This window comes from Sinorhizobium sp. GQ132, assembly GCF_059758575.1.
The window spans coordinates 487,302-505,956 of record NZ_JCAXDX010000004.1 but is presented as its reverse complement, the minus strand read 5'-3'; the positions used below and the strand labels follow the sequence as shown (position 1 = coordinate 505,956).

Genomic DNA, 18,655 nt, shown 5'->3' with positions numbered 1-18,655 from the left:
ACCAGTATGAGCTATCACAACCCCTATACCCCGCCGCGCAAGTCCGCGACTTTCGACGACTATACGCTTGCGGAAATCCGCCGTGCGGCTGCGACGGGCATTTATGATATCAGAGGCGCCGGGACCAAGCGCAAGGTTCCGCATTTCGACGACCTTCTCTTTCTCGGTGCATCGATCTCGCGCTATCCGCTCGAAGGCTATCGCGAGAAGTGCGACACCTCGGTCGTTCTGGGAACGCGCTTCGCGAAGAAGCCGATCCATCTGAAGGTTCCGATCACCATCGCCGGCATGAGCTTCGGAGCGCTTTCCGGCCCCGCCAAGGAAGCACTCGGACGCGGTGCGACGGCTTCGGGAACGTCGACCACCACCGGCGACGGCGGTATGACGGATGAGGAGCGCGGTCATTCTCAGACGCTCGTCTATCAGTACCTGCCGTCGCGTTACGGCATGAACCCGAGGGATCTGCGCCGCGCGGATGCGATCGAGGTGGTGGTCGGGCAAGGGGCCAAGCCCGGTGGCGGCGGCATGCTGCTCGGCCAGAAGATCTCCGACAGGGTCGCCAACATGCGCAACCTGCCGAAGGGCATCGACCAGCGCTCGGCCTGCCGTCATCCCGATTGGACCGGGCCGGACGACCTCGAGATCAAAATTCTCGAATTGCGCGAGATTACCGATTGGGAGAAGCCGATCTACGTCAAGGTCGGCGGTGCGCGGCCCTATTACGACACGGCGCTCGCGGTAAAAGCCGGTGCGGATGTCGTCGTGCTCGACGGCATGCAGGGCGGGACCGCGGCGACGCAGGACGTCTTCATCGAGAATGTCGGCATGCCGACGCTTGCCTGCATTCGGCCGGCCGTCCAGGCGCTCCAGGATCTCGGCATGCACCGCAAGGTACAGCTCGTCGTGTCCGGGGGTATCCGCTCCGGCGCGGACGTCGCCAAGGCGCTGGCGCTTGGAGCCGACGCGGTGGCCATCGGTACCGCGGCGCTGGTCGCCATCGGCGACAACGACCCCCACTGGGAAGAAGAATACCAGAAGCTCGGCACGACGGCCGGCGCCTATGACGACTGGCACGAGGGCAAGGACCCCGCCGGCATCACGACGCAGGACCCCGAACTGATGAAGCGCCTCGACCCGGTCGCCGCCGGCCGGCGGCTGGCCAACTATCTGAAGGTGATGACGCTCGAAGCACAGACCATCGCCCGTGCCTGCGGCAAGAACCACCTCCACAATCTCGAGCCGGAGGATCTGTGCGCGCTGACGATGGAAGCCGCAGCCATGGCCCAGGTGCCGCTCGCGGGAACGAGCTGGTATCCTGGCAAAGGTACCTTTTGAATGAAAGGGTTAAGGGCCGCACTTGAGAGGGTGCGGCCCTTTCGTTTGAAATTGAGTGTCGGAATCCAAAAGGGGAACAAAGTGACACTGGATCTCTCCACATTCGCCCGCGAAAAGGGCGTCAAATATTTCATGATCAGCTACACCGATCTCTTCGGCGGGCAGCGCGCCAAACTGGTTCCCGCAGAGGCGATCGCCGACATGCAGAAGGGCGGCGCGGGCTTCGCAGGCTTTGCCACCTGGTTCGATCTCACGCCTGCACATCCCGATCTCTTCGCTCTCCCGGATGCGTCCGCGGCCATCCAACTCCCCTGGAAGAAGGATGTCGCCTGGGTGGCGGCAGACTGCGTCATGGACGACGCGCCCGTGGAACAGGCACCGCGCGTGGTGCTGAAGAAGCTCGTCGCTCAGGCCGCCCAGGAAGGTCTTCGCGTCAAGACCGGCGTCGAACCGGAGTTCTTCCTGATCTCGCCGGACGGATCGAAGATTTCCGACACGTTCGATACGGCGGAAAAGCCTTGCTATGACCAGCAGGCGATCATGCGCCGCTACGACGTGATCGCCGAAATCTGCGACTACATGCTGGAACTCGGATGGAAGCCCTACCAGAACGACCATGAGGATGCGAACGGCCAGTTCGAGATGAACTGGGAGTATGACGACGCGCTCCGGACCGCCGACAAGCACTCCTTTTTCAAGTTCATGGTGAAGTCGGTCGCCGAGAAGCACGGGTTGCGCGCGACCTTCATGCCGAAGCCGTTCAAGGGTCTGACGGGCAACGGTTGCCATTGCCACATTTCGGTCTGGGACCTGGAAGGCGAAGTGAATGCCTTTGCCGACAGCAAAGCGGAGTTCGGCCTTTCAGCCGAGGGACGCCACTTCCTGGGCGGCATCATGAAACATGCAAGCGCGCTCGCCGCGGTTACCAATCCGACGGTCAACTCCTACAAGCGGATCAACGCGCCGCGCACGATCTCCGGCGCGACCTGGGCGCCCAATTCGGTGACCTGGACCGGCAACAACCGCACCCACATGGTGCGCGTTCCCGGCCCCGGCCGTTTCGAGCTGCGCCTTCCGGACGGCGCCGTCAATCCCTACCTCCTGCAGGCGATCATCATTGCGGCCGGCCTTTCGGGCGTTCGCTCCAAGGCCGATCCCGGCCGTCACTACGACATCGACATGTACAAGGACGGCCATAAGGTAACCGACGCGCCGAAGCTTCCGCTGAACCTGCTCGACGCATTGCGGGAATACAATCGGGACGAGGAGCTGCAGGAGGCCTTGGGACGCGAGTTCTCCGCCGCCTATCTGAAGCTGAAACAGGGCGAGTGGAACACCTATTGCTCGCAATTCACCGAATGGGAGCACCAGACCACGCTCGACGTGTAGCACCAGGGCTTGTCCGTCAGCTTAAAAGAACCGGATCGTTTCGTTGTTGAAAGACAGTGAAACGATCTTGGAAACGCCTCGGCCGACGTCCCGGCCGTGACCTGCAGGTCGCTTCAGCTCTTCCGGGCCATCACCGTGCGGATGCGCGCACGGCGGTAGGCGTCGGGGATCGACAGGGCCCAGACGAAAATGCCGCCTGCATGCCGCCCGATGAAGGAGCGGTCCGGTGGCGTCGTCATGTAGGTGATCACCGAAAAGAAAACGACGAAAAAAGCGAAGGCCAGGCCCCGAGCCGCATCGCGCAGGGCAACATGGCCGGCCCCGGGCAACACCGTGGCCAATACCAGCACGAGATAGGGATTGATCGGCTTGGCCACGGCGGCCTCCTCAGCACTTTGAAACTGCGCACTCCCGGTCCGAAAACCGTTGAATACCTTCTGGGATCGCCCCCGCCGACGGCGGCAGCGAATAAACGGGCTCATCGTCCGCCAGCGAGCCGCTCAGGGCCTCTGCTTCGGCGATCGTCCGGCGTATCGTCTCGGGCGCGATGGCCGTGATTGAAAACTGCGCCTGCCGCAACAGCAGATGGGCGCCGCGTTGCCCCTGAGCCGCCTGGCGGACCAGCCGCACGCCGCGTGGAGTAATCGCGGCCTCCTTGAGCGTGGGATCGGCGAACAGCTTGCCGAACATGGCTGCGGCGCGTTCGACCTGCCGACGCGAAGCATTGCCGTCGCCGCGCATCAGGAGGGCGGCGTCGCTGGGCGGCGGGATCAACAGATGCGGCATCTCGTGCACGAGCGAGTAGAATTCGGCGCCGGTCGGCCGCGCCAGCGCACCGATCTTCGGCCTGGCACAGGGGCTGGTTTCGAGCAGGGTGAGCTTCAGCCACAGTTGCGGCAATCGTCGGCAGACCAGCGTGTCGGGGACGAGTTCGACCCGTACCTGCCGCCCGTCGTCCAGCCTGCCGGCGAGGATCGGAAAATGATCTGCGCCGTGGGTAATGCGGGCGCCCGGAAAGTGCCGCGCCGCTTCGTCCAGGAGGCCGCGGCGCTCGGTAATGGCGGCCCGGTGGTCGCGGACCGCGCGAACGCTCATCCATACGCCGGAAGCTATTGCGAAGGCAGAGAAGGCAATTGTGGTGATCATACGATCGCCCTGGCTTGGTCGCCGGCTTCTGCGCGGGAAGCGCTCCGGACAGTTTCGTGAGGGCGGGCGGCGCGCGCCGAACGGGCAGTGCGCGCCCCTTGAAGGCCGGCGGCTCGCAGGCGCCGCCGGCCCGACCCGATCAATAGCCTTGTGGCTTTGGCCACGGCATCGTGAACTGATCGCCGCGGCGTACGAACTTGTAGCGCCGGAAGTGAAACCACAGCGAAGCCACGATGTAGAAGCACATCATCGCGCTGAGCTGCGTGCCGTAGCCCAGGAACACGGCGAAATAGGCGGTCGAGCACAGAATGAGCAACACGACCGTGGGTAGCGGATGAAACGGGTGCACGTAGCCGCGCTTGATCTTGCCGAGCGGCCACTTGTTTCGGAACATCACCATGTTGAAGGTCATGAAGGTGTAGCCGAGCAGGCCCGACAGGATCGAGAAGGTCACGACCTGATCGAGCGGGGCGCCGAGCGCGAAGATAAGCGCGATCGGGACCAGGAATACGATCGCTCGATAGGGCGTGCGGTAGACCGGATGGACGGCCCCGAACCAGCTTGGCAGATAACGGTCACGGCTCATCGAGAACCAGGCGCGGGAAGCGTCGTTGATGCAGCCGTTGGCGGAGGCGAGCGTGGCGAATGCCGTGCCGACGAAAAGCAGGACCATCAGTCCGGTGCTGCCGGTGACGCGGGCGGCGTCGAACAAAGGCGTGCCGGCCTGGCCGAGATATTCCCACGGCATCAGGCCGGAGCAGATATACCAGGTCATGGTGGCCGCGATCAGCAGCGTCATGATGCCGGCCATCGTGCCGTAGGGAAGCGAGCGGGCAGGAGAGCGCACCTCCTCGGCCGCCTGGCAAGTACCCTCGATACCGAGATAGTACCAGAGCCCGAAATGCAGCGATGCCACGATGCCCACCCAGCCATAGGGTAGCGGATCCGAGGTGATGGCCGAAAAATCGAGCGGCACCGCCGAGGCGCCGAACTGCACCGATACGAACAACGCCACGATCGCAAGGAAGGCGATGGCGGTGATCACCAGGTTGAAGGTCAGGGTCGCGAGCACGCCGCGATAGTTGAGCCACGCCAGGAACATGATGGCGAGAACGATGAAGGGTTGCTGGTTGAGCCCGGCCTGGCCCTGCATTCCGGCCACGGTGTCGAGCAGGAAGCCGACGGTGATGGCGTTGGCGGCTTCGAGCATGGTATAAGCCATCACAAGGAAGAGGCCGACATTGAAGGCCATCAGCGGGCCGACGATGTGCTTGGCCTGAGCGTACTGCCCGCCGGCCGCGGCGACCGTCGAAGTCACTTCCGAGTCGATCATGGCGACGCAGGTGTAGAGCAGGCCGGCCACCCAGCAGGCCAACAGGCCGGCGATCATGCCGCCTTTGCCCACCGAGAAATTCCAGCCCATATATTCGCCGACGAGCACGATGCCGACGCCGAGTGCCCAGACGTGCGCAGGCCCGAGCACCCTCAGCAGGCGCAGCCGGTCCGGCTCGGCTACGGCGGATGTAGTATCGTCCATTTGCCGTCCTCCCCTCAGATCTCGTGGCGCTCTGCCGTCGCCTCGATCTCGCCTTCGCGAGAGGAGATCAGCAGTTCGTTGTCGTACGTGGTGTCGATGCGAACGAGATCGGCGAGCATCAGCACGCCGAACAGCGCCGAAAGCGCCCAGGCCGCGTATTCGAGTATGTCCCACATGGCCGCCGCCTCCCTAGCGTCGTTTCGTGCCGAAGCGTTCTTCGATCACTTCGCGGTACTCCCTGTCGGAAAGCCGGACCACCATCACGAAGTAACCGATGACGAGCACGGCCATGACGACGAGCGAGGCCCAACTGAAGCTATAGTCGAAGCGCGCGGTGATGATGTCGTTGGCGGCCGCCGGATCGGTGATGCCGAGCGCGGCCCACTGCTGCTGCTCGGTGGCGTTCTGGCCGAGCGCTTCCCAGGTCGGATCGGGGATCGGATTGGGCACCTTGGCCGCGCCCGCAAGGCCAAGATAGAGCGGTATGTAGAGGGCTCCGATGGTCAGCACCAGCAACGTGATCACGTCGAAGATCTGGCCTGCAAAGCTCTGTTTCGGAGGTTCGTATGCCATGATACCTCCTAGCGGCTTTGCGGGCGCATCTCGTCGAGATGCTTGAGATCGAGGCTGTAGATGAAGTGCTTGTCTTCTTCGTAATGGCGCAGCATGGCAATGATGGCGGCTGTGTTGAAGAGCAGCACCAGGCCGCAGGCGACCGTCAGGATGACGGCGATGGCCGGCGTTGCGATGTAGGGCCAAACGGTAAACAGCGCGAAGAGCAGGGTGCACCATAGGACCACGACGAAGGCCGTAAGGCAGACGCGGTCACGTCTGTGCATTGCATCGATACGCTGGCTGAAGCTCGCATCCTCGCCAAGCTTGCTTAGTGTCGCTTCCATTCGCTTTCCTCCTCCAATGGTTCTTCCTCCGGGTAGTTTTTCGTTCCTTATAATTTCGGTGCCGGGAGCCGGCCTTTTTCTGCTTAGAAAAAATATTTGCCTAACAGGAATGTCAGGCAAAGCGAGACCACTGTCAAGTGACGCCGTCCCGACCGAGCCGGGCCCGGGCGATCGAGCGACAGTGAGGCGGGGGGCTGATGGACGCGCGGGCGCATTCCAGCGTGTTCGCGGTCACGCCCCGTTAAGCGCAACACATCGCCGGAGCAGGCATAGGCTGCAGCGAGAGTTGATCTTCTACTCAGGGCAGAATACTTCCTCGGCCGCGCGCTTATGGCGTTGTGGAAGACCCAGAAATATTTACTATCAGTAAAAACAAGGCGAGATGGGCATGGGCAGGGAAAACGCGGAAAAACATCGGAACTCGAAGAAGAACGGCAAGGGGTCCGTGGGCGCCGACGGCGCGCGCAAGACGGCGGCAGAATTGGCGCGTGTCACGCCGCTCACTCAGGATCCGCATGCCATCCGCGATACTCGTGAAAAGGTGCTGGAAGTCGCGATCGGTCATGAGGTGCGTGCCTTCCGCAAGAAGCTCGGCATTACAGTCGCCGACGTCGCCTCCGCCACCGATATTTCGGTCGGCATGCTGTCGAAGATCGAGAATGGCAACACATCGCCGTCGCTCACGACTTTGCAGACGCTGTCCCGGGCGCTCGGCGTGCCGATCACCGCCTTCTTCCGCCGTTTCGAGGAGGAGCATAGCGCCGTGTTCGTCAAAGCGGGGGAAGGCGTCGACGTCGAGCGGCGCGGCACCCGCGCCGGCCACCAGTACAACCTCCTCGGCCATATCGGATCGAACACCTCCGGCGTCGTCGTCGAGCCTTATCTCATCACGCTGACCGAAGACTCGGACGTCTTTCCGACGTTTCAACACGATGGTCTGGAGTTCCTCTACATGCTGGAAGGCGAGGTGGTTTACCGGCATGGCAACAATCTTTACCGCATGACTCCGGGGGATAGTCTGTTCTTCGACGCCGACGCGCCGCACGGGCCGGAAGAACTGACCACGCTGCCGATCCGGTATCTGTCGATCATTTCCTATCCGCGCGGCCGCGGAGAGGACTGAGGAAAGCTTCTGCTCATCCCTTTTCGCCTACGCGCGATTTCCCGCCAAGCTGCGAAAGCAAAAGTTGCCTGAGGAGAAATATATATTCCTGAAGATTGATTCCATCGATCTGCTCTGGTAGCAATTTGCGGCGTCGGCAACACCCGTGCGCGCTACCAACGGCGAGGGGAGAGAAATGAAGATGCAGAATTTCGTTCTGACCGTATCCTGCAAGTCGACGCGCGGCGTGGTTGCGGCGCTATCGGGATATCTGGCCGAGCAGGGCTGCAATATCGCCGACAGCTCGCAGTTCGACGATCTGGGTACCGGCAAGTTCTTCATGCGCACCAGCTTCATCTCGGAGGAGCGGGTTGGCCTTGCGGCTCTCAAGGAAGGGCTGAAACCGATTGCCTCGAAGTTCGAGATGGAGACGGCGCTCCACGAACAGTCCGAGCGCATGAAGGTGTTGCTCATGGTGTCGCGCTTCGGCCATTGCCTGAACGATCTTCTCTACCGCTGGAAGATCGGCGCCTTGCCGATCGACATCGTCGGGGTCGTCTCCAACCACTTCGACTACCAGAAGGTGGTCGTCAACCACGACATCCCCTTCCACTGCATCAAGGTGACGAAGGAGAATAAGCCCAAGGCCGAAGCCCAGCTGATGGACGTCGTCGAGCAGACCGGCGCCGAGCTGATCGTTCTTGCCCGCTACATGCAGGTGCTTTCCGATGCGCTCTGCAAGAAGATGTCGGGGAAGATCATCAACATCCACCACTCCTTCCTGCCCTCGTTCAAGGGGGCGAACCCCTACAAGCAGGCCTATGAGCGCGGCGTGAAGCTGATCGGCGCGACGGCGCATTACGTCACCGCCGATCTCGACGAGGGACCGATCATCGAGCAGGATATCGCCCGCATCACCCATGCGCAGTCAGCCGACGACTACGTCTCGATCGGCCGCGACGTCGAAAGCCAGGTGCTGGCCCGCGCCGTGCACGCCCATATCCACCACCGCTGCTTCATCAACGGCAACCGCGTCGTCGTCTTCCCGCCGAGCCCGGGTTCCTACGCGTCGGAGCGGATGGGCTGAGGCCGATAGAGGCCGAGACCGGCTTGCTCCAACCCGCCATTACCGCCCATCGCATCAGAGGCACGCTCTGCATCGGACCCGTGATCGAAACACGGAAATAGGCCCGCTTCGGCGGGCCTTTCGTGATGGTAGGTCCGGCCGCGGAAGTGCGTCTCTCAGACATTGTCGCCTTCGGTCGATGTTCCCTGTGCCGTCCCGGCGCTGCCGCCGCCCCATTTCCAGCCACTGATCGCCGGCATGTCCTCGCCGTATTTTTCGATATGGTGCTTGTGGTCGATCAGCCGCTCGTGGATCGCCTGCTTGAAATATGCGGCGCGGGCGCCGAGTTGCGGCAGCCGGTCGATGACGTCCTCGACCAGATGGAACCGGTCCAGATGGTTGAGCACCACCATGTCGAAGGGCGTCGTCGTCGTCCCCTCTTCCTTGTAGCCGCGGACATGCAGATTGGCATGGTTCGTGCGGCGATAGGTGAGGCGGTGGATCAGCCAGGGATAGCCATGGAAGGCGAAGATGATCGGCTTGTCCTTGGTGAACAGGGCGTCGAAGTCGCGGTCCGGCAGGCCGTGCGGGTGCTCCCCCGACGGCTGCAGCTTCATCAGATTGACCACGTTGATCACCCGCACCTTCAATTCCGGCAGGTGCTCGCGCAGCAATTGCACTGCGGCAAGCGTCTCCAGCGTCGGAACATCGCCGCAGCATGCCATGACCACGTCCGGCTCGCAGCCTTTGTCGTTGCTGGCCCATTCCCAGATGCCGAGGCCTTCGGTGCAATGCTTCACCGCCTGGTCCATGGTTAGCCATTGCGGAGAGGGCTGCTTGCCGGCAACGACGACGTTGATGTAGTTGCGGCTCCTCAGGCAATGGTCCGTCACCGACAGCAGCGTATTGGCGTCCGGCGGCAGATAGACGCGGATGATGTCCGCCTTCTTGTTGACCACGTGGTCGATGAAGCCCGGATCTTGATGGCTGAAGCCGTTATGGTCCTGGCGCCAGACATGCGAGCTCAGGAAATAGTTCAAGGAAGCGATCGGGCGCCGCCACGGGATTTCGTTGCAGACCTTCAGCCATTTGGCGTGCTGGTTGAACATCGAGTCGATGATGTGAATGAAGGCTTCGTAGCAGGAAAAGAAGCCGTGGCGTCCGGTAAGCAGATAGCCTTCGAGCCAGCCCTGGCATTGATGCTCACTCAGGACCTCCATCAGCCGCCCGTCCGGCGACAAATGGTCGTCTTCCGGATAGATGTCCGCCATGAAACAGCGATCCGTGACTTCGAGCACGTCCTGCCAGCGGTTCGAGTTGTTTTCGTCCGGACTGAACAGGCGGAAGTTCCCGGACTTCAGGTTGAGCTTCATCACGTCGCGCAGATAGCTGCCCATCACGCGGGCCGATTCGGCCGTGGCCGTTCCGGGGCTCTGAATCGAAACCGCATAATCGCGGAAGTCGGGCATCTTCAGGTCGCGCAGCAACAGCCCGCCATTGGCATGCGGATTGTCGCTCATCCGGCGGCGGCCCGTTGGGGCAAGCTCCGCCAGTTCCGCCATCAGCCGCCCTTCACCGTCGAAAAGCTCCTCCGGCCGATAGCTCTTCATCCAGCCTTCGAGGATGCGGACATGCTCCGGCTTGTCCATGTCCCCCATCGGCACCTGATGCGATCGCCAGTAACCCTCGCATTTCTTACCGTCGATCTCGGCCGGGCAGGTCCAGCCCTTGGGTGTGCGGAAGACGATCATCGGCCAGGCAGGGCGTTTCAGATTTCCGTTGACCCGGGCGTCGGCCCGAATGCGCCTGATATCGGCAAGCGCGCTATCGAGCGCGCCCGCCAGCTGCTGGTGCACGTCTGCGGGGTCATGACCTTCGACGAAAAGCGGCGCATAGCCCATGCCCTCGAAGAATTTCTGCAGCTCCTCTCTGGGAATGCGTGCGAGAAAGCAGGGATTGGCGATCTTGTATCCGTTGAGGTGCAGGATGGGCAGGACGCACCCGTCGCGCGCCGGGTTCAGGAACTTGTTGCCGTGCCAGCCCGTCGCGAGCGGACCCGTTTCGGCTTCCCCGTCGCCCACGACGCAGGCGACGATCAGCTCCGGATTGTCGAAGGCGGCACCGTAGGCATGGCTCAACGCATAGCCGAGCTCACCGCCCTCGTGAATGCTGCCCGGCGTTTCCGGCGCGACATGGCTCGGGATGCCGCCGGGGAAGCTGAACTGCTTGAACAGCTTCCGCAGGCCCTCGGCGTCCTGGCTGATGTCCGGATAGACCTCGCTATAGGTGCCCTCCAGATAGGCGTGGGCGACGAGCGAGGGCCCGCCATGCCCGGGCCCGATGACATACATCATCTCGAGATCGTCGCGCTTGATCACCCGGTTCAGGTGGACATAGAGCATGTTTAGGCCCGGCGACGTACCCCAATGGCCGAGAAGCCGCGGTTTGATGTGCTCCCGCTTCAGCGGCTCGCTGAGAAGCGGATTGTCGAGGAGGTAGATCTGGCCGACGGAGAGATAGTTCGACGCCCGCCAGTAGGCGTCCATCCGCCGAAGTTCATCTGCGGAGAGCGGATTGGCGGATAATGGATTTTGGCCGGAAACGTCACCTGCCGTCCTGGGGGAAGTCATGTATTCCTCCTGAAGCGAGAGCTCGGATAGCGACGGCGCAACGAGCTGCCGAAGCTGCCGCTGCAGAATCTATGGCGGTGCCGCGCCAGGGCAATGCCGAGCAGCGGCGGGGATGGAGAACCGTGGTCTTGCGGACCGGTTGCGTTAACCCGGCAACTTCGCCGCCGCATGACGCCCGCCCTGATAGCGCACGCCGTCCGAAAGCGCCTCCTCACGCTCTTCAATCGCGTGCCGGTAAGGTTCGCTGCTGTCCTGCGGGCGCCAGCCGAGGAAATCCGCATGCCCGTTCGACCACCAGACGTCGCGGTTGGCGGAGACGCCATAGAGCACCAGATGGCCGATTTTCGGGGCATCGAGAAGCCTGCGCACAAGCGCCAGGAAGTCGCGCGGGCTCAGCCAGGTGGAGAGCATGCGGCGGTTCGTGGGTTCGGCAAAGCAGCTGCCGATCCTGAGGCAGGCGGTTTCCATGCCGTATTTGTCGAAATAGAGCCGGGAAAGATCCTCGCCGAAGCACTTGCTCACGCCGTAAAGGCTGTCCGGCCGCCGCGGCGACAGGTGGTCGAGCGTCTCGCCGACGGGATGGAAGCCGGTCACATGGTTGGTGCTGGCAAAGAGAACGCGGTTCACGCCGGCCTTTCGCGCGGCCTCGTAGAGATTGTAGGTGCCGAGGATGTTGGCCTGAAGAAGAGCGTCGAAGTCGGACTCCACCGAGATCGCACCGAGATGCAGGATCGCATCGCAGCCGCGCACGAGTCGGTCGACCGTCTCGCGCTCGGCGAGGTCGCAATGCACGACTTCCTCGCCCTCTCCGGCGGGAAAAAGCGTGGCGACATCCGAAAGGCGCAGAACATCGGCGCAGCCCTTCAGTCCCTCGCGGGCATAGCGGCCGAGGCCGCCTGCGGCCCCGGTTATCAATAGTCGCGTCGTCATGCGTACAACCTGCTTCGCACGGATCGTGATGACTTCGGCTCCAATGACCAGTCGTCACGGTGATCAATGAATCTCGGGTTCGGGCAGCTTATGGGGCGATTGCAGGAAGGTGAAGTCGCAGCCTTCCGGTGCCTGCTGGATATTCTCCGCATGCATCTTCAGATAGCCCCTCGAATAATCGCGCTCCGGCGGCCTCCATTCGGCGAGCCGGCGTTCGATCTCGGCCTGATCGACCTCGAGCGTGATCGTGCGGCGATCGACGTCGAGCGCGATGATGTCGCCGTTGCGGACCGCTGCCAGCGGGCCGCCGACATAGGCCTCCGGCGCCACGTGGAGGATGCAGGCGCCGTAGCTGGTGCCGCTCATCCGGGCGTCGGAAATGCGCACCATGTCGCGCACGCCCTCTTTCAAAAGCTTCTTCGGGATCGGCAGCATGCCCCATTCCGGCATGCCCGGTCCGCCGACCGGACCGGCATTGCGCAGGATCATCACCGTGTCGGCTGTGACGTCGAGATCCTCGTCGTTCACCGCTCTCATCATCGCGTCGTAATCGTCGAAGACGAGGGCCGGACCGCGGTGTTCGAGGAGGGCAGGGTCGGCGGCCGCGGGCTTCATCACGCAGCCCTGCGGCGCGAGGTTGCCTTTGAGAATTGCCGTGCCGCCGCGCGCGGCAACCGGCCTGTCCAGCGGGCGGATCACCTCCGGCAGATGGACTTCGGCCTCGTCGAGAGCGCCGCCGATCGTGCCGATCACATTGCGTTCCCCGGTGTGCAGGAGCGGCTTCAATTGTTTCCAGAGCGCGATCAGACCGCCGGCATAGTAGAAGTCCTCCATCAGGAATTCACCGGTCGGCCGGATGTTGCAGAGAACAGGGACTTGGGCCGATACGCGATCGAAATCATCGAGCGTCAGAGGAACGCCGCAGCGCCGCGCGATCGCGATAAGATGGATCATCGCATTGGTCGAGCCGGCCATCGCCATGTGCACCGCGAGCGCATTCTCGAATGCCTGCGCCGTCATGATGTCGGACGGCTTCAGGTCCTCGAAGACCATCTCGACGATGCGCGCGCCGGAAAGCGCAGCCATTCGCGCATGGCCGGCATCCGCCGCGGGGATGGCGGAGGCGCCGGGCAGGGAAAGCCCCAGCGTGTCGGCCAGCGCCGTCATGGTCGAGGCCGTGCCCATCGTCATGCAGGTGCCGAAGGAGCGGGCGATACCGCGCTCCATTTCGCTCCATTCGTTCTCGGTGATGCGGCCGGCTTCCTTTTCCGCCCAGTATTTCCAGACGTCCGATCCGGAACCCAGCATCCGGCCGCGATAATTGCCGCGCAGCATCGGCCCGGCCGGCACGAAGATCGTCGGCAGGTCGACCTGGATCGCTCCCATGATCGTTCCCGGCGTGGTCTTGTCGCAGCCGGCAAGCAGTACGACGCCGTCGACCGGATGCGAGCGGATGAGCTCCTCCACTTCCATCGCCAGGAAGTTGCGGTAGAGCATCGTCGTCGGCTTCACATAGGTCTCTGCCAGCGACATGGCCGGCAGCTCGATCGGGAAGCCGCCCGCCTGCCAGACGCCGCGCTTGACCTCCTCCGCCCGAGTCCTCAGATGCGCGTGGCACGGATTGATGTCGCTCCAGGTATTGATGATCGCGATGACGGGCTTGTTTGCGAGTTCCGCATGGTCGTAGCCCATCTGATAAAGGCGGGATCTGTGACCGAAGGCGCGAAGGTCCTTGACGCCGAACCAGCGAAAGCTTCGAAATTCCTCCGGCTTCTTGCGCCCGGTCATCGGCAGCCTCCTTTGCATTTGCGGGTGGGTCGGCTAGATTGCGCCTGTACAGAAAAATGACAGGTGAAGGCAGACCCTTGAACGACGTAACGTTGAAACTGAAACCGGCGCGGCGGGAGCGGCTTGCCGATGTTCTCTACGGGCAGATTCTCGAGCAGATCGCCAGCGGCCAGATGGCCGAGGGGGCCAAGCTGCCGTCCGAAGCGCATATCTGCCGCGACTTTCAGGTTTCCCGTCCGGTCGTGCGAGAGGCGCTGATGCGGCTGCAGGCCGACGGCCTCGTGGTTTCGCGCCAGGGCATCGGCACCTTCGTGAAATCGCGTCCGTCCGACAAGCTCACCAGTCTCGCCGCCTCGGCCGAGATCGCGATCTATCTCAGGGCTTTCGAGCCCCGGCTCGCGCTCGAGACGGAATGCGCGGGGCTTGCCGCGATGCGCCGGACCAAGGCTCAGCTCAACCAGATCGGCGAGGCGCTGGCGGCGCTGGAAGGCGCCTTCGCGCGCGGGGAAACCGGATGGGAAGAGGACTTCGCCTTTCACCACGCGGTAGCGGAAGCTGCGGGCAACGAACTTTTTCCACGCCTTCTGGAAGAGCTGCGTGACATTCTCAGCGGCTCGATGCGCATGGCGCTCGGCCTGACGCGGCAGGGCTCCGATGACCGCCGCCGCCGTGTCCTCGAAGAACACCGCAAGATCTACTCCGCCGTTTCGGGCCAGAACCGGGATCTCGCCCGCCTGTACATGCGCTACCATCTGACGGAATCGCGCGCCCGTATCACCGGCTCCCATGGCGATCTCTGATCCGGTCATGCTCCGATCCACTTCAAGCGCTCGCCGGTAGCCGGCTCGACCATTGCGGCCTCGCTCTCCGCCTTCGGGCGACACGCTGCCGCGGCGCGCCGCGCCGAGCGGCAGGCCTTCAGGGTCGCGGTTACGAGGGGCGTTTTCATGCAGATTTCCCGGCCGGTTTCTTGTATTTTTATTTTACAAGTTGAGCGAGGGCAAGAGCAATGATAGAGCTGGCAACGGCGGCAGCGAATTCAAAAACGGGAGTTTAAGCGCCTCTGGGCGCGTTTCTTCTGGCAGCGGCCCGGGCCCATGGTGTCAAACATGTCTTTCGATTTAACATTTGAGTGTCTTCTGGAATCGCGTTGCGACGTCGCCGAAAGCCCGGTTTTCGATGAGCACCGGAACTGCCTGTTCTTCGTCGATATCGGCCGCAGCGCCCTTCATCGCGTCGAGCTTTCGGGCGCCGGCCACGTCGAATGGACCGTCGAGGGCGGCGCCTGCAGCGCCGGCCTTGCGCGCTCCGGACGCCTCGTGCTGGCGCAGCGCGATCGCGTGGTTCTGTTCGATCCCGATGTCGGCGCGATCACCAGGGAAATCGCCGCGATCGAGCCGGACGTTGCTGATACGCGCCTCAACGACGGCAAGGTCGGACCGGACGGCGCCTTCTGGGTGGGGACGATGCACGATGTGCCCGACCGCCGGCCCGTCGCGTCGCTCTACCGCGTCTCGCCGGACGGCGCGGTGGAACGCAAGGTGGAAGGCATCGTCTGCTCCAACGGCCTTGCCTGGAGCGGCGACGGTACTCTTCTGTTCCACTCGGATTCGCGCGGCGCCTGGATCGACCGCTGGCAGTTCGACCCCGCAACGGGCGCGCTTTCCGGGCGCAGGCGGCTGGCAAGCCTGGATGAGGCGAGCGGCCGACCGGACGGAGCCGCAACCGACGCGGAAGCCCATTACTGGAGCGCCGGCGTGTCGGCGGGCGTCGTCAATCGCTTCTCGCCCGAGGGTCGCCTTGTCGGGACGCATCGCTTTCCGGTGCCGGCGCCGACCATGCCCTGCTTCGCCGGACCGGACCTGAAGACGCTTCTCGTCACGTCGCTGCGGCCTGCGGGCATCGGCGAGAAAAACCGCTCCGGCGGCATTTTCGCCGCAAGAAGTCCCGTGGCGGGTGTGGCCGTCCACCGCTTCGACGATCGCCGGATTTGAGGCTGGCGTCTGCGGTCTGATCAGCGCTCCGGAATCGGCGGCAGTTCGGGCGCATCCAGACCCCTGAAGGGATCGCGCCAGGCATCGATCTCCTCGAGCCGGTCATTCCAGCGGCAGATGTTGGGATAATCGCCAAGCGGCAGTCGGGCGGCATCGTTGAAGGGCAGAAAGCTCGCCATTCGGAAATCCGCATGGGATACGGCGTCTCCGACCAGCCAGTTCCGCCCGGAAAGCTCCATGTCGAGTATCGCCGCTGCCGTACGGAACCTGCTCAACCCCTCCTCGACCAGCAGTTGGTCGATCGGGCCGAGCCCATAGCGCTGCTTCGTGCCGCGCTCGAACTGCACCATGTCGCAAGCTCTTACGAAGTTTTCCTTGCCCCAGCTGATCCATCGGACCATGTCGGGTTCGTCGTCGCCCATGCGCCAGAAATCCGATTGCACCTGGCGTGAAAGCCGGCAGGCGATCGCGTCGGCCTCCCAAAGGCTTTTTCCGGCCTCCACGAGTATCGGCAGCGAAAGGTTGGGGTTGAGCGGCCGAAACCGCTCCGCCTGCCCCGGCGCGAAAGGTGAGGCGAATTCGAACTCAACCTCGGCTGCGAGATGGCGTGCCACCGCGACGGCAAGCCTCGGGTTGGGATTACGGCTGTAGAACAGTTTCATCGCATGGCCCTTCCGTCGGCGCCGAAGACGTGGCAGCGCGACGGGTCGAAGTGGACGGCGAGATTGGAGCCCCGCTCGACCTTCTGCTGCCCCTCCAGCGCGACGGTCAGCTGCTGGCGATCCAGCGTGATCCCGTAGAGCATGGTTTCGCCGCCGAGATTCTCGACGATCTCGACATTGACCGAAGCGAGCTCGATACCGCCCTCGCGCGCGGAAAGGTGCTCCGGCCGGATGCCGAATGTGACGTCCTGCCCCTGTGTCGCACCGTTCAGGCGACGGGGGAGGCGGATCGTTCCGCCGCAGACCTCGATCGCCGTTTCGCTTCCGGTGACGTCCGCGATCCGCGCCTTGAGGAAATTCATCTTGGGGCTGCCGATGAAGCCGGCGACGAAGCGGTTGACGGGATTGTTGTAGAGATCGAGCGGTGCGCCCACCTGCTCGATCCGGCCGGAATTCAGGACGACGATCTTGTCGGCCATGGTCATGGCCTCCACCTGATCGTGCGTCACATAGATCATGGTGTTGCCGAGGTCCCGATGAAGCCTTGAGATCTCCACGCGCATCTGCACGCGGAGTTCGGCGTCGAGGTTGGAAAGCGGCTCGTCGAAGAGGAAGATCCGCGGCTCGCGCACGATCGCGCGGCCGATCGCCACGCGCTGCCGCTGACCGCCGGAGAGCGCCTTCGGCTTGCGGTCGAGCAGCTTTTCGATCTGCAGGATCTCGGCCGCCCGGCGCACCTTCGGCTCGATTTCGGCCTTCTTGAAGCCGGCCGTTTCGAGGCCGAAAGCGAGGTTCTTGTAGACCGACATGTGCGGATAGAGCGCATAGGACTGGAACACCATCGCAATGCCGCGCCTGGCGGGTGCCACTTCGTTCATCCGGTCGCTGTCGAGCATCAGGGTGCCGCCGGAAATCTCCTCCAGTCCGGCGATCATTCTGAGCAGCGTCGACTTGCCGCAACCGGACGGACCCACGAAGACGGCGAACTCGCCGGGGTCTATGGTCAGGTCGATGCCGTGGATCACGTCGAGCGCGCCGTAGCGCTTCTCGACTTTCTGAAGAACGACGCTCGTCGCCATGTCAAAGTTCCTCCCTGCAGCCCTTTATCGGGTATTCGCACGCCAATCGGCATATTTCGGGCTGTCCGGCCCAAGCGGCAACTCTATTTCGCGGCCGGTATCGGCGGATTGATAGATCGCGGTGACCAGTTCCAGCGCGCGGCGCGCATCCTGCGTCGTCACGGGCAGGGGTCCTCTGCCGCTCAGGAAATCGTGGAAATGCGCCATCTGGGTGGTGAAGCGCGGCAAGACCGGACGCCAGTCGCCGGTCACTTCGTCTATGCGCGCCTGCACTTCGTCATTTGCCGCGATGATCTTCCACGGATCCTTACCCGGCGCATAAGGTTCGTGGCTGCTCTCGAAGGTGACGTTCTCGAAATGCAGCCTGAGCCGGCTGATCTGCTCCTGAGAGCCGAGCGTACAGGAAAGCGAAACGAAGGCGCCGTTCTTCATGAGCAGGCTCGCGGAGGCGCAGTCCTCGACCTCGATGTCGTTGACCCGGGTCGCGACCCGGCCGAACACGCGCGCCACCGGGCCGAGAAGATGCAGCATCATATCGTGCAGATGCAGCGCGTGGGTGACGAGCACGCCGCCGAGCTCCGTCGCCCACTTGCCCCTCCAGGGGACGGAATAATATTCGGGCGTGCGCAGCCAGAAAGTCTCGACCGAGCCGACATAGGGCTTGCCCGCGATGCCCGCCTCGATGATGCGCTTGGCTTTCTCGATGCCGTCGCCGTAGCGATACTGGAAGATCGGCATCAGCACGCCACTTGCCTGCTTCTCGGCTTCCATGATCGCATCGACGCCCTTCAGCGATCCGGTCAGCGGCTTTTCGCAGACCACATGCTTGCCGGCGGCAAGGGCCGCGAGCACCTGTTCGAGATGGATTCCTGGCGGGGTGCAGATGTCGATGATGTCGATTCCATCGTCGGCGAGAAGTTCCTCGAAGTGGCGGGTCCGCTGCTCGATCCCGAATTCGTCGCCCACTTCGTTCATCCGTTCCTCGTTGAGGTCGCAGAGAGCCTGGACTCGGAACTTGTCCGGGTGCGGCTGATAGCCCTCGACGATATGCGAACGCCCGATGCCGCAGCCGATGATGGCGACTGTCTTCACGCTCAT

Annotated in this window: 18 protein-coding genes and 1 pseudogene; 6 read left to right on the top strand and 13 right to left on the bottom strand. The window is 63.2% G+C overall.

The window, feature by feature from the left end; translation table 11 throughout:
- Positions 1-6: 6 nt before the first annotated feature.
- The gene (locus AC6CIG_RS14090; protein ID WP_127708826.1) at positions 7-1,335 is read left to right on the top strand and encodes an FMN-binding glutamate synthase family protein; all 1,329 of its coding nucleotides are present in this window, start codon (positions 7-9) and stop codon (positions 1,333-1,335) included.
- A gap of 81 nt (positions 1,336-1,416) precedes the next feature.
- The gene (gene glnT, locus AC6CIG_RS14085; RefSeq protein ID WP_018099595.1) at positions 1,417-2,724 is read left to right on the top strand and encodes a type III glutamate--ammonia ligase; all 1,308 of its coding nucleotides are present in this window, start codon (positions 1,417-1,419) and stop codon (positions 2,722-2,724) included.
- 113 nt (positions 2,725-2,837) lie between these two features.
- Here glnT and AC6CIG_RS14080 read toward each other — a convergent pair whose 3' ends face one another.
- The 6 genes and pseudogenes from AC6CIG_RS14080 to AC6CIG_RS14055 all read right to left on the bottom strand — a co-directional run bounded on the left by AC6CIG_RS14080 (position 2,838) and on the right by AC6CIG_RS14055 (position 6,306).
- The gene (locus AC6CIG_RS14080) at positions 2,838-3,101 is read right to left on the bottom strand and encodes a hypothetical protein (RefSeq protein ID WP_127708823.1); all 264 of its coding nucleotides are present in this window, start codon (positions 3,099-3,101) and stop codon (positions 2,838-2,840) included.
- A 27-nt stretch (positions 3,102-3,128) separates the two neighbouring features.
- Positions 3,129-3,870: pseudogene (locus tag AC6CIG_RS14075) on the bottom strand (hypothetical protein); the annotation flags it as partial.
- Positions 3,871-4,009: 139 nt separating this feature from the next.
- Positions 4,010-5,407, bottom strand: coding sequence for an APC family permease (locus AC6CIG_RS14070; protein WP_018099594.1), 1,398 nt, complete (start codon positions 5,405-5,407; stop codon positions 4,010-4,012).
- A 14-nt stretch (positions 5,408-5,421) separates the two neighbouring features.
- Positions 5,422-5,583: a hypothetical protein gene (locus AC6CIG_RS14065; RefSeq protein WP_003532521.1), complete on the bottom strand. Its 162-nt coding sequence runs from the start codon at positions 5,581-5,583 to the stop codon at positions 5,422-5,424.
- A gap of 13 nt (positions 5,584-5,596) precedes the next feature.
- A complete protein-coding gene (locus AC6CIG_RS14060; protein WP_018099593.1) occupies positions 5,597-5,980 on the bottom strand; it encodes a hypothetical protein in 384 nt (127 codons plus the stop codon).
- A gap of 8 nt (positions 5,981-5,988) precedes the next feature.
- Positions 5,989-6,306, bottom strand: coding sequence for a hypothetical protein (locus tag AC6CIG_RS14055; RefSeq protein WP_100669949.1), 318 nt, complete (start codon positions 6,304-6,306; stop codon positions 5,989-5,991).
- A gap of 388 nt (positions 6,307-6,694) precedes the next feature.
- Between AC6CIG_RS14055 and AC6CIG_RS14050 the strand changes: the two genes are divergently transcribed.
- Together AC6CIG_RS14050 and purU are read left to right on the top strand one after the other, a co-directional pair.
- A complete protein-coding gene (locus AC6CIG_RS14050; RefSeq protein ID WP_018099591.1) occupies positions 6,695-7,429 on the top strand; it encodes a helix-turn-helix domain-containing protein in 735 nt (244 codons plus the stop codon).
- 181 nt (positions 7,430-7,610) lie between these two features.
- A complete protein-coding gene (gene purU, locus AC6CIG_RS14045; RefSeq protein ID WP_127708868.1) occupies positions 7,611-8,495 on the top strand; it encodes a formyltetrahydrofolate deformylase in 885 nt (294 codons plus the stop codon).
- Positions 8,496-8,650: 155 nt separating this feature from the next.
- Here the strand turns inward: purU and AC6CIG_RS14040 are convergent, their stop codons facing one another.
- The 3 genes from AC6CIG_RS14040 to araD form a co-directional block, all read right to left on the bottom strand.
- A complete protein-coding gene (locus AC6CIG_RS14040; RefSeq protein WP_127708819.1) occupies positions 8,651-11,104 on the bottom strand; it encodes a phosphoketolase family protein in 2,454 nt (817 codons plus the stop codon).
- 144 nt (positions 11,105-11,248) lie between these two features.
- On the bottom strand, positions 11,249-12,034 hold the full coding sequence (locus AC6CIG_RS14035; RefSeq protein WP_127708817.1) for an NAD-dependent epimerase/dehydratase family protein: 786 nt from the start codon (positions 12,032-12,034) through the stop codon (positions 11,249-11,251).
- A 63-nt stretch (positions 12,035-12,097) separates the two neighbouring features.
- The gene (gene araD, locus AC6CIG_RS14030; protein WP_127708814.1) at positions 12,098-13,822 is read right to left on the bottom strand and encodes an L-arabinonate dehydratase; all 1,725 of its coding nucleotides are present in this window, start codon (positions 13,820-13,822) and stop codon (positions 12,098-12,100) included.
- Positions 13,823-13,899: 77 nt separating this feature from the next.
- On the opposite strand from araD, the gene AC6CIG_RS14025 reads away from it, so the two are divergent.
- Positions 13,900-14,622: a FadR/GntR family transcriptional regulator gene (locus AC6CIG_RS14025; protein ID WP_018093743.1), complete on the top strand. Its 723-nt coding sequence runs from the start codon at positions 13,900-13,902 to the stop codon at positions 14,620-14,622.
- Positions 14,623-14,627: 5 nt separating this feature from the next.
- On the opposite strand, the gene AC6CIG_RS14020 is transcribed toward AC6CIG_RS14025, so the two are convergent.
- A complete protein-coding gene (locus AC6CIG_RS14020) occupies positions 14,628-14,771 on the bottom strand; it encodes a hypothetical protein (RefSeq protein ID WP_164866772.1) in 144 nt (47 codons plus the stop codon).
- A gap of 160 nt (positions 14,772-14,931) precedes the next feature.
- On the opposite strand from AC6CIG_RS14020, the gene AC6CIG_RS14015 reads away from it, so the two are divergent.
- Entirely contained in the window at positions 14,932-15,816 is an 885-nt protein-coding gene (locus AC6CIG_RS14015; RefSeq protein WP_127708810.1) for an SMP-30/gluconolactonase/LRE family protein, read from the top strand.
- Positions 15,817-15,836: 20 nt separating this feature from the next.
- On the opposite strand, the gene AC6CIG_RS14010 is transcribed toward AC6CIG_RS14015, so the two are convergent.
- From AC6CIG_RS14010 to AC6CIG_RS14000, 3 genes are read right to left on the bottom strand one after another with little or no spacing between them, the layout of a single operon-like run.
- On the bottom strand, positions 15,837-16,478 hold the full coding sequence (locus tag AC6CIG_RS14010) for a glutathione S-transferase family protein (RefSeq protein ID WP_498322833.1): 642 nt from the start codon (positions 16,476-16,478) through the stop codon (positions 15,837-15,839).
- Entirely contained in the window at positions 16,475-17,557 is a 1,083-nt protein-coding gene (locus tag AC6CIG_RS14005; RefSeq protein ID WP_127708806.1) for an ABC transporter ATP-binding protein, read from the bottom strand. The genes AC6CIG_RS14010 and AC6CIG_RS14005 overlap by 4 nt, the downstream gene beginning before the upstream one ends.
- Positions 17,558-17,581: 24 nt before the next feature.
- Positions 17,582-18,655: a Gfo/Idh/MocA family protein gene (locus AC6CIG_RS14000; protein WP_127708804.1), complete on the bottom strand. Its 1,074-nt coding sequence runs from the start codon at positions 18,653-18,655 to the stop codon at positions 17,582-17,584.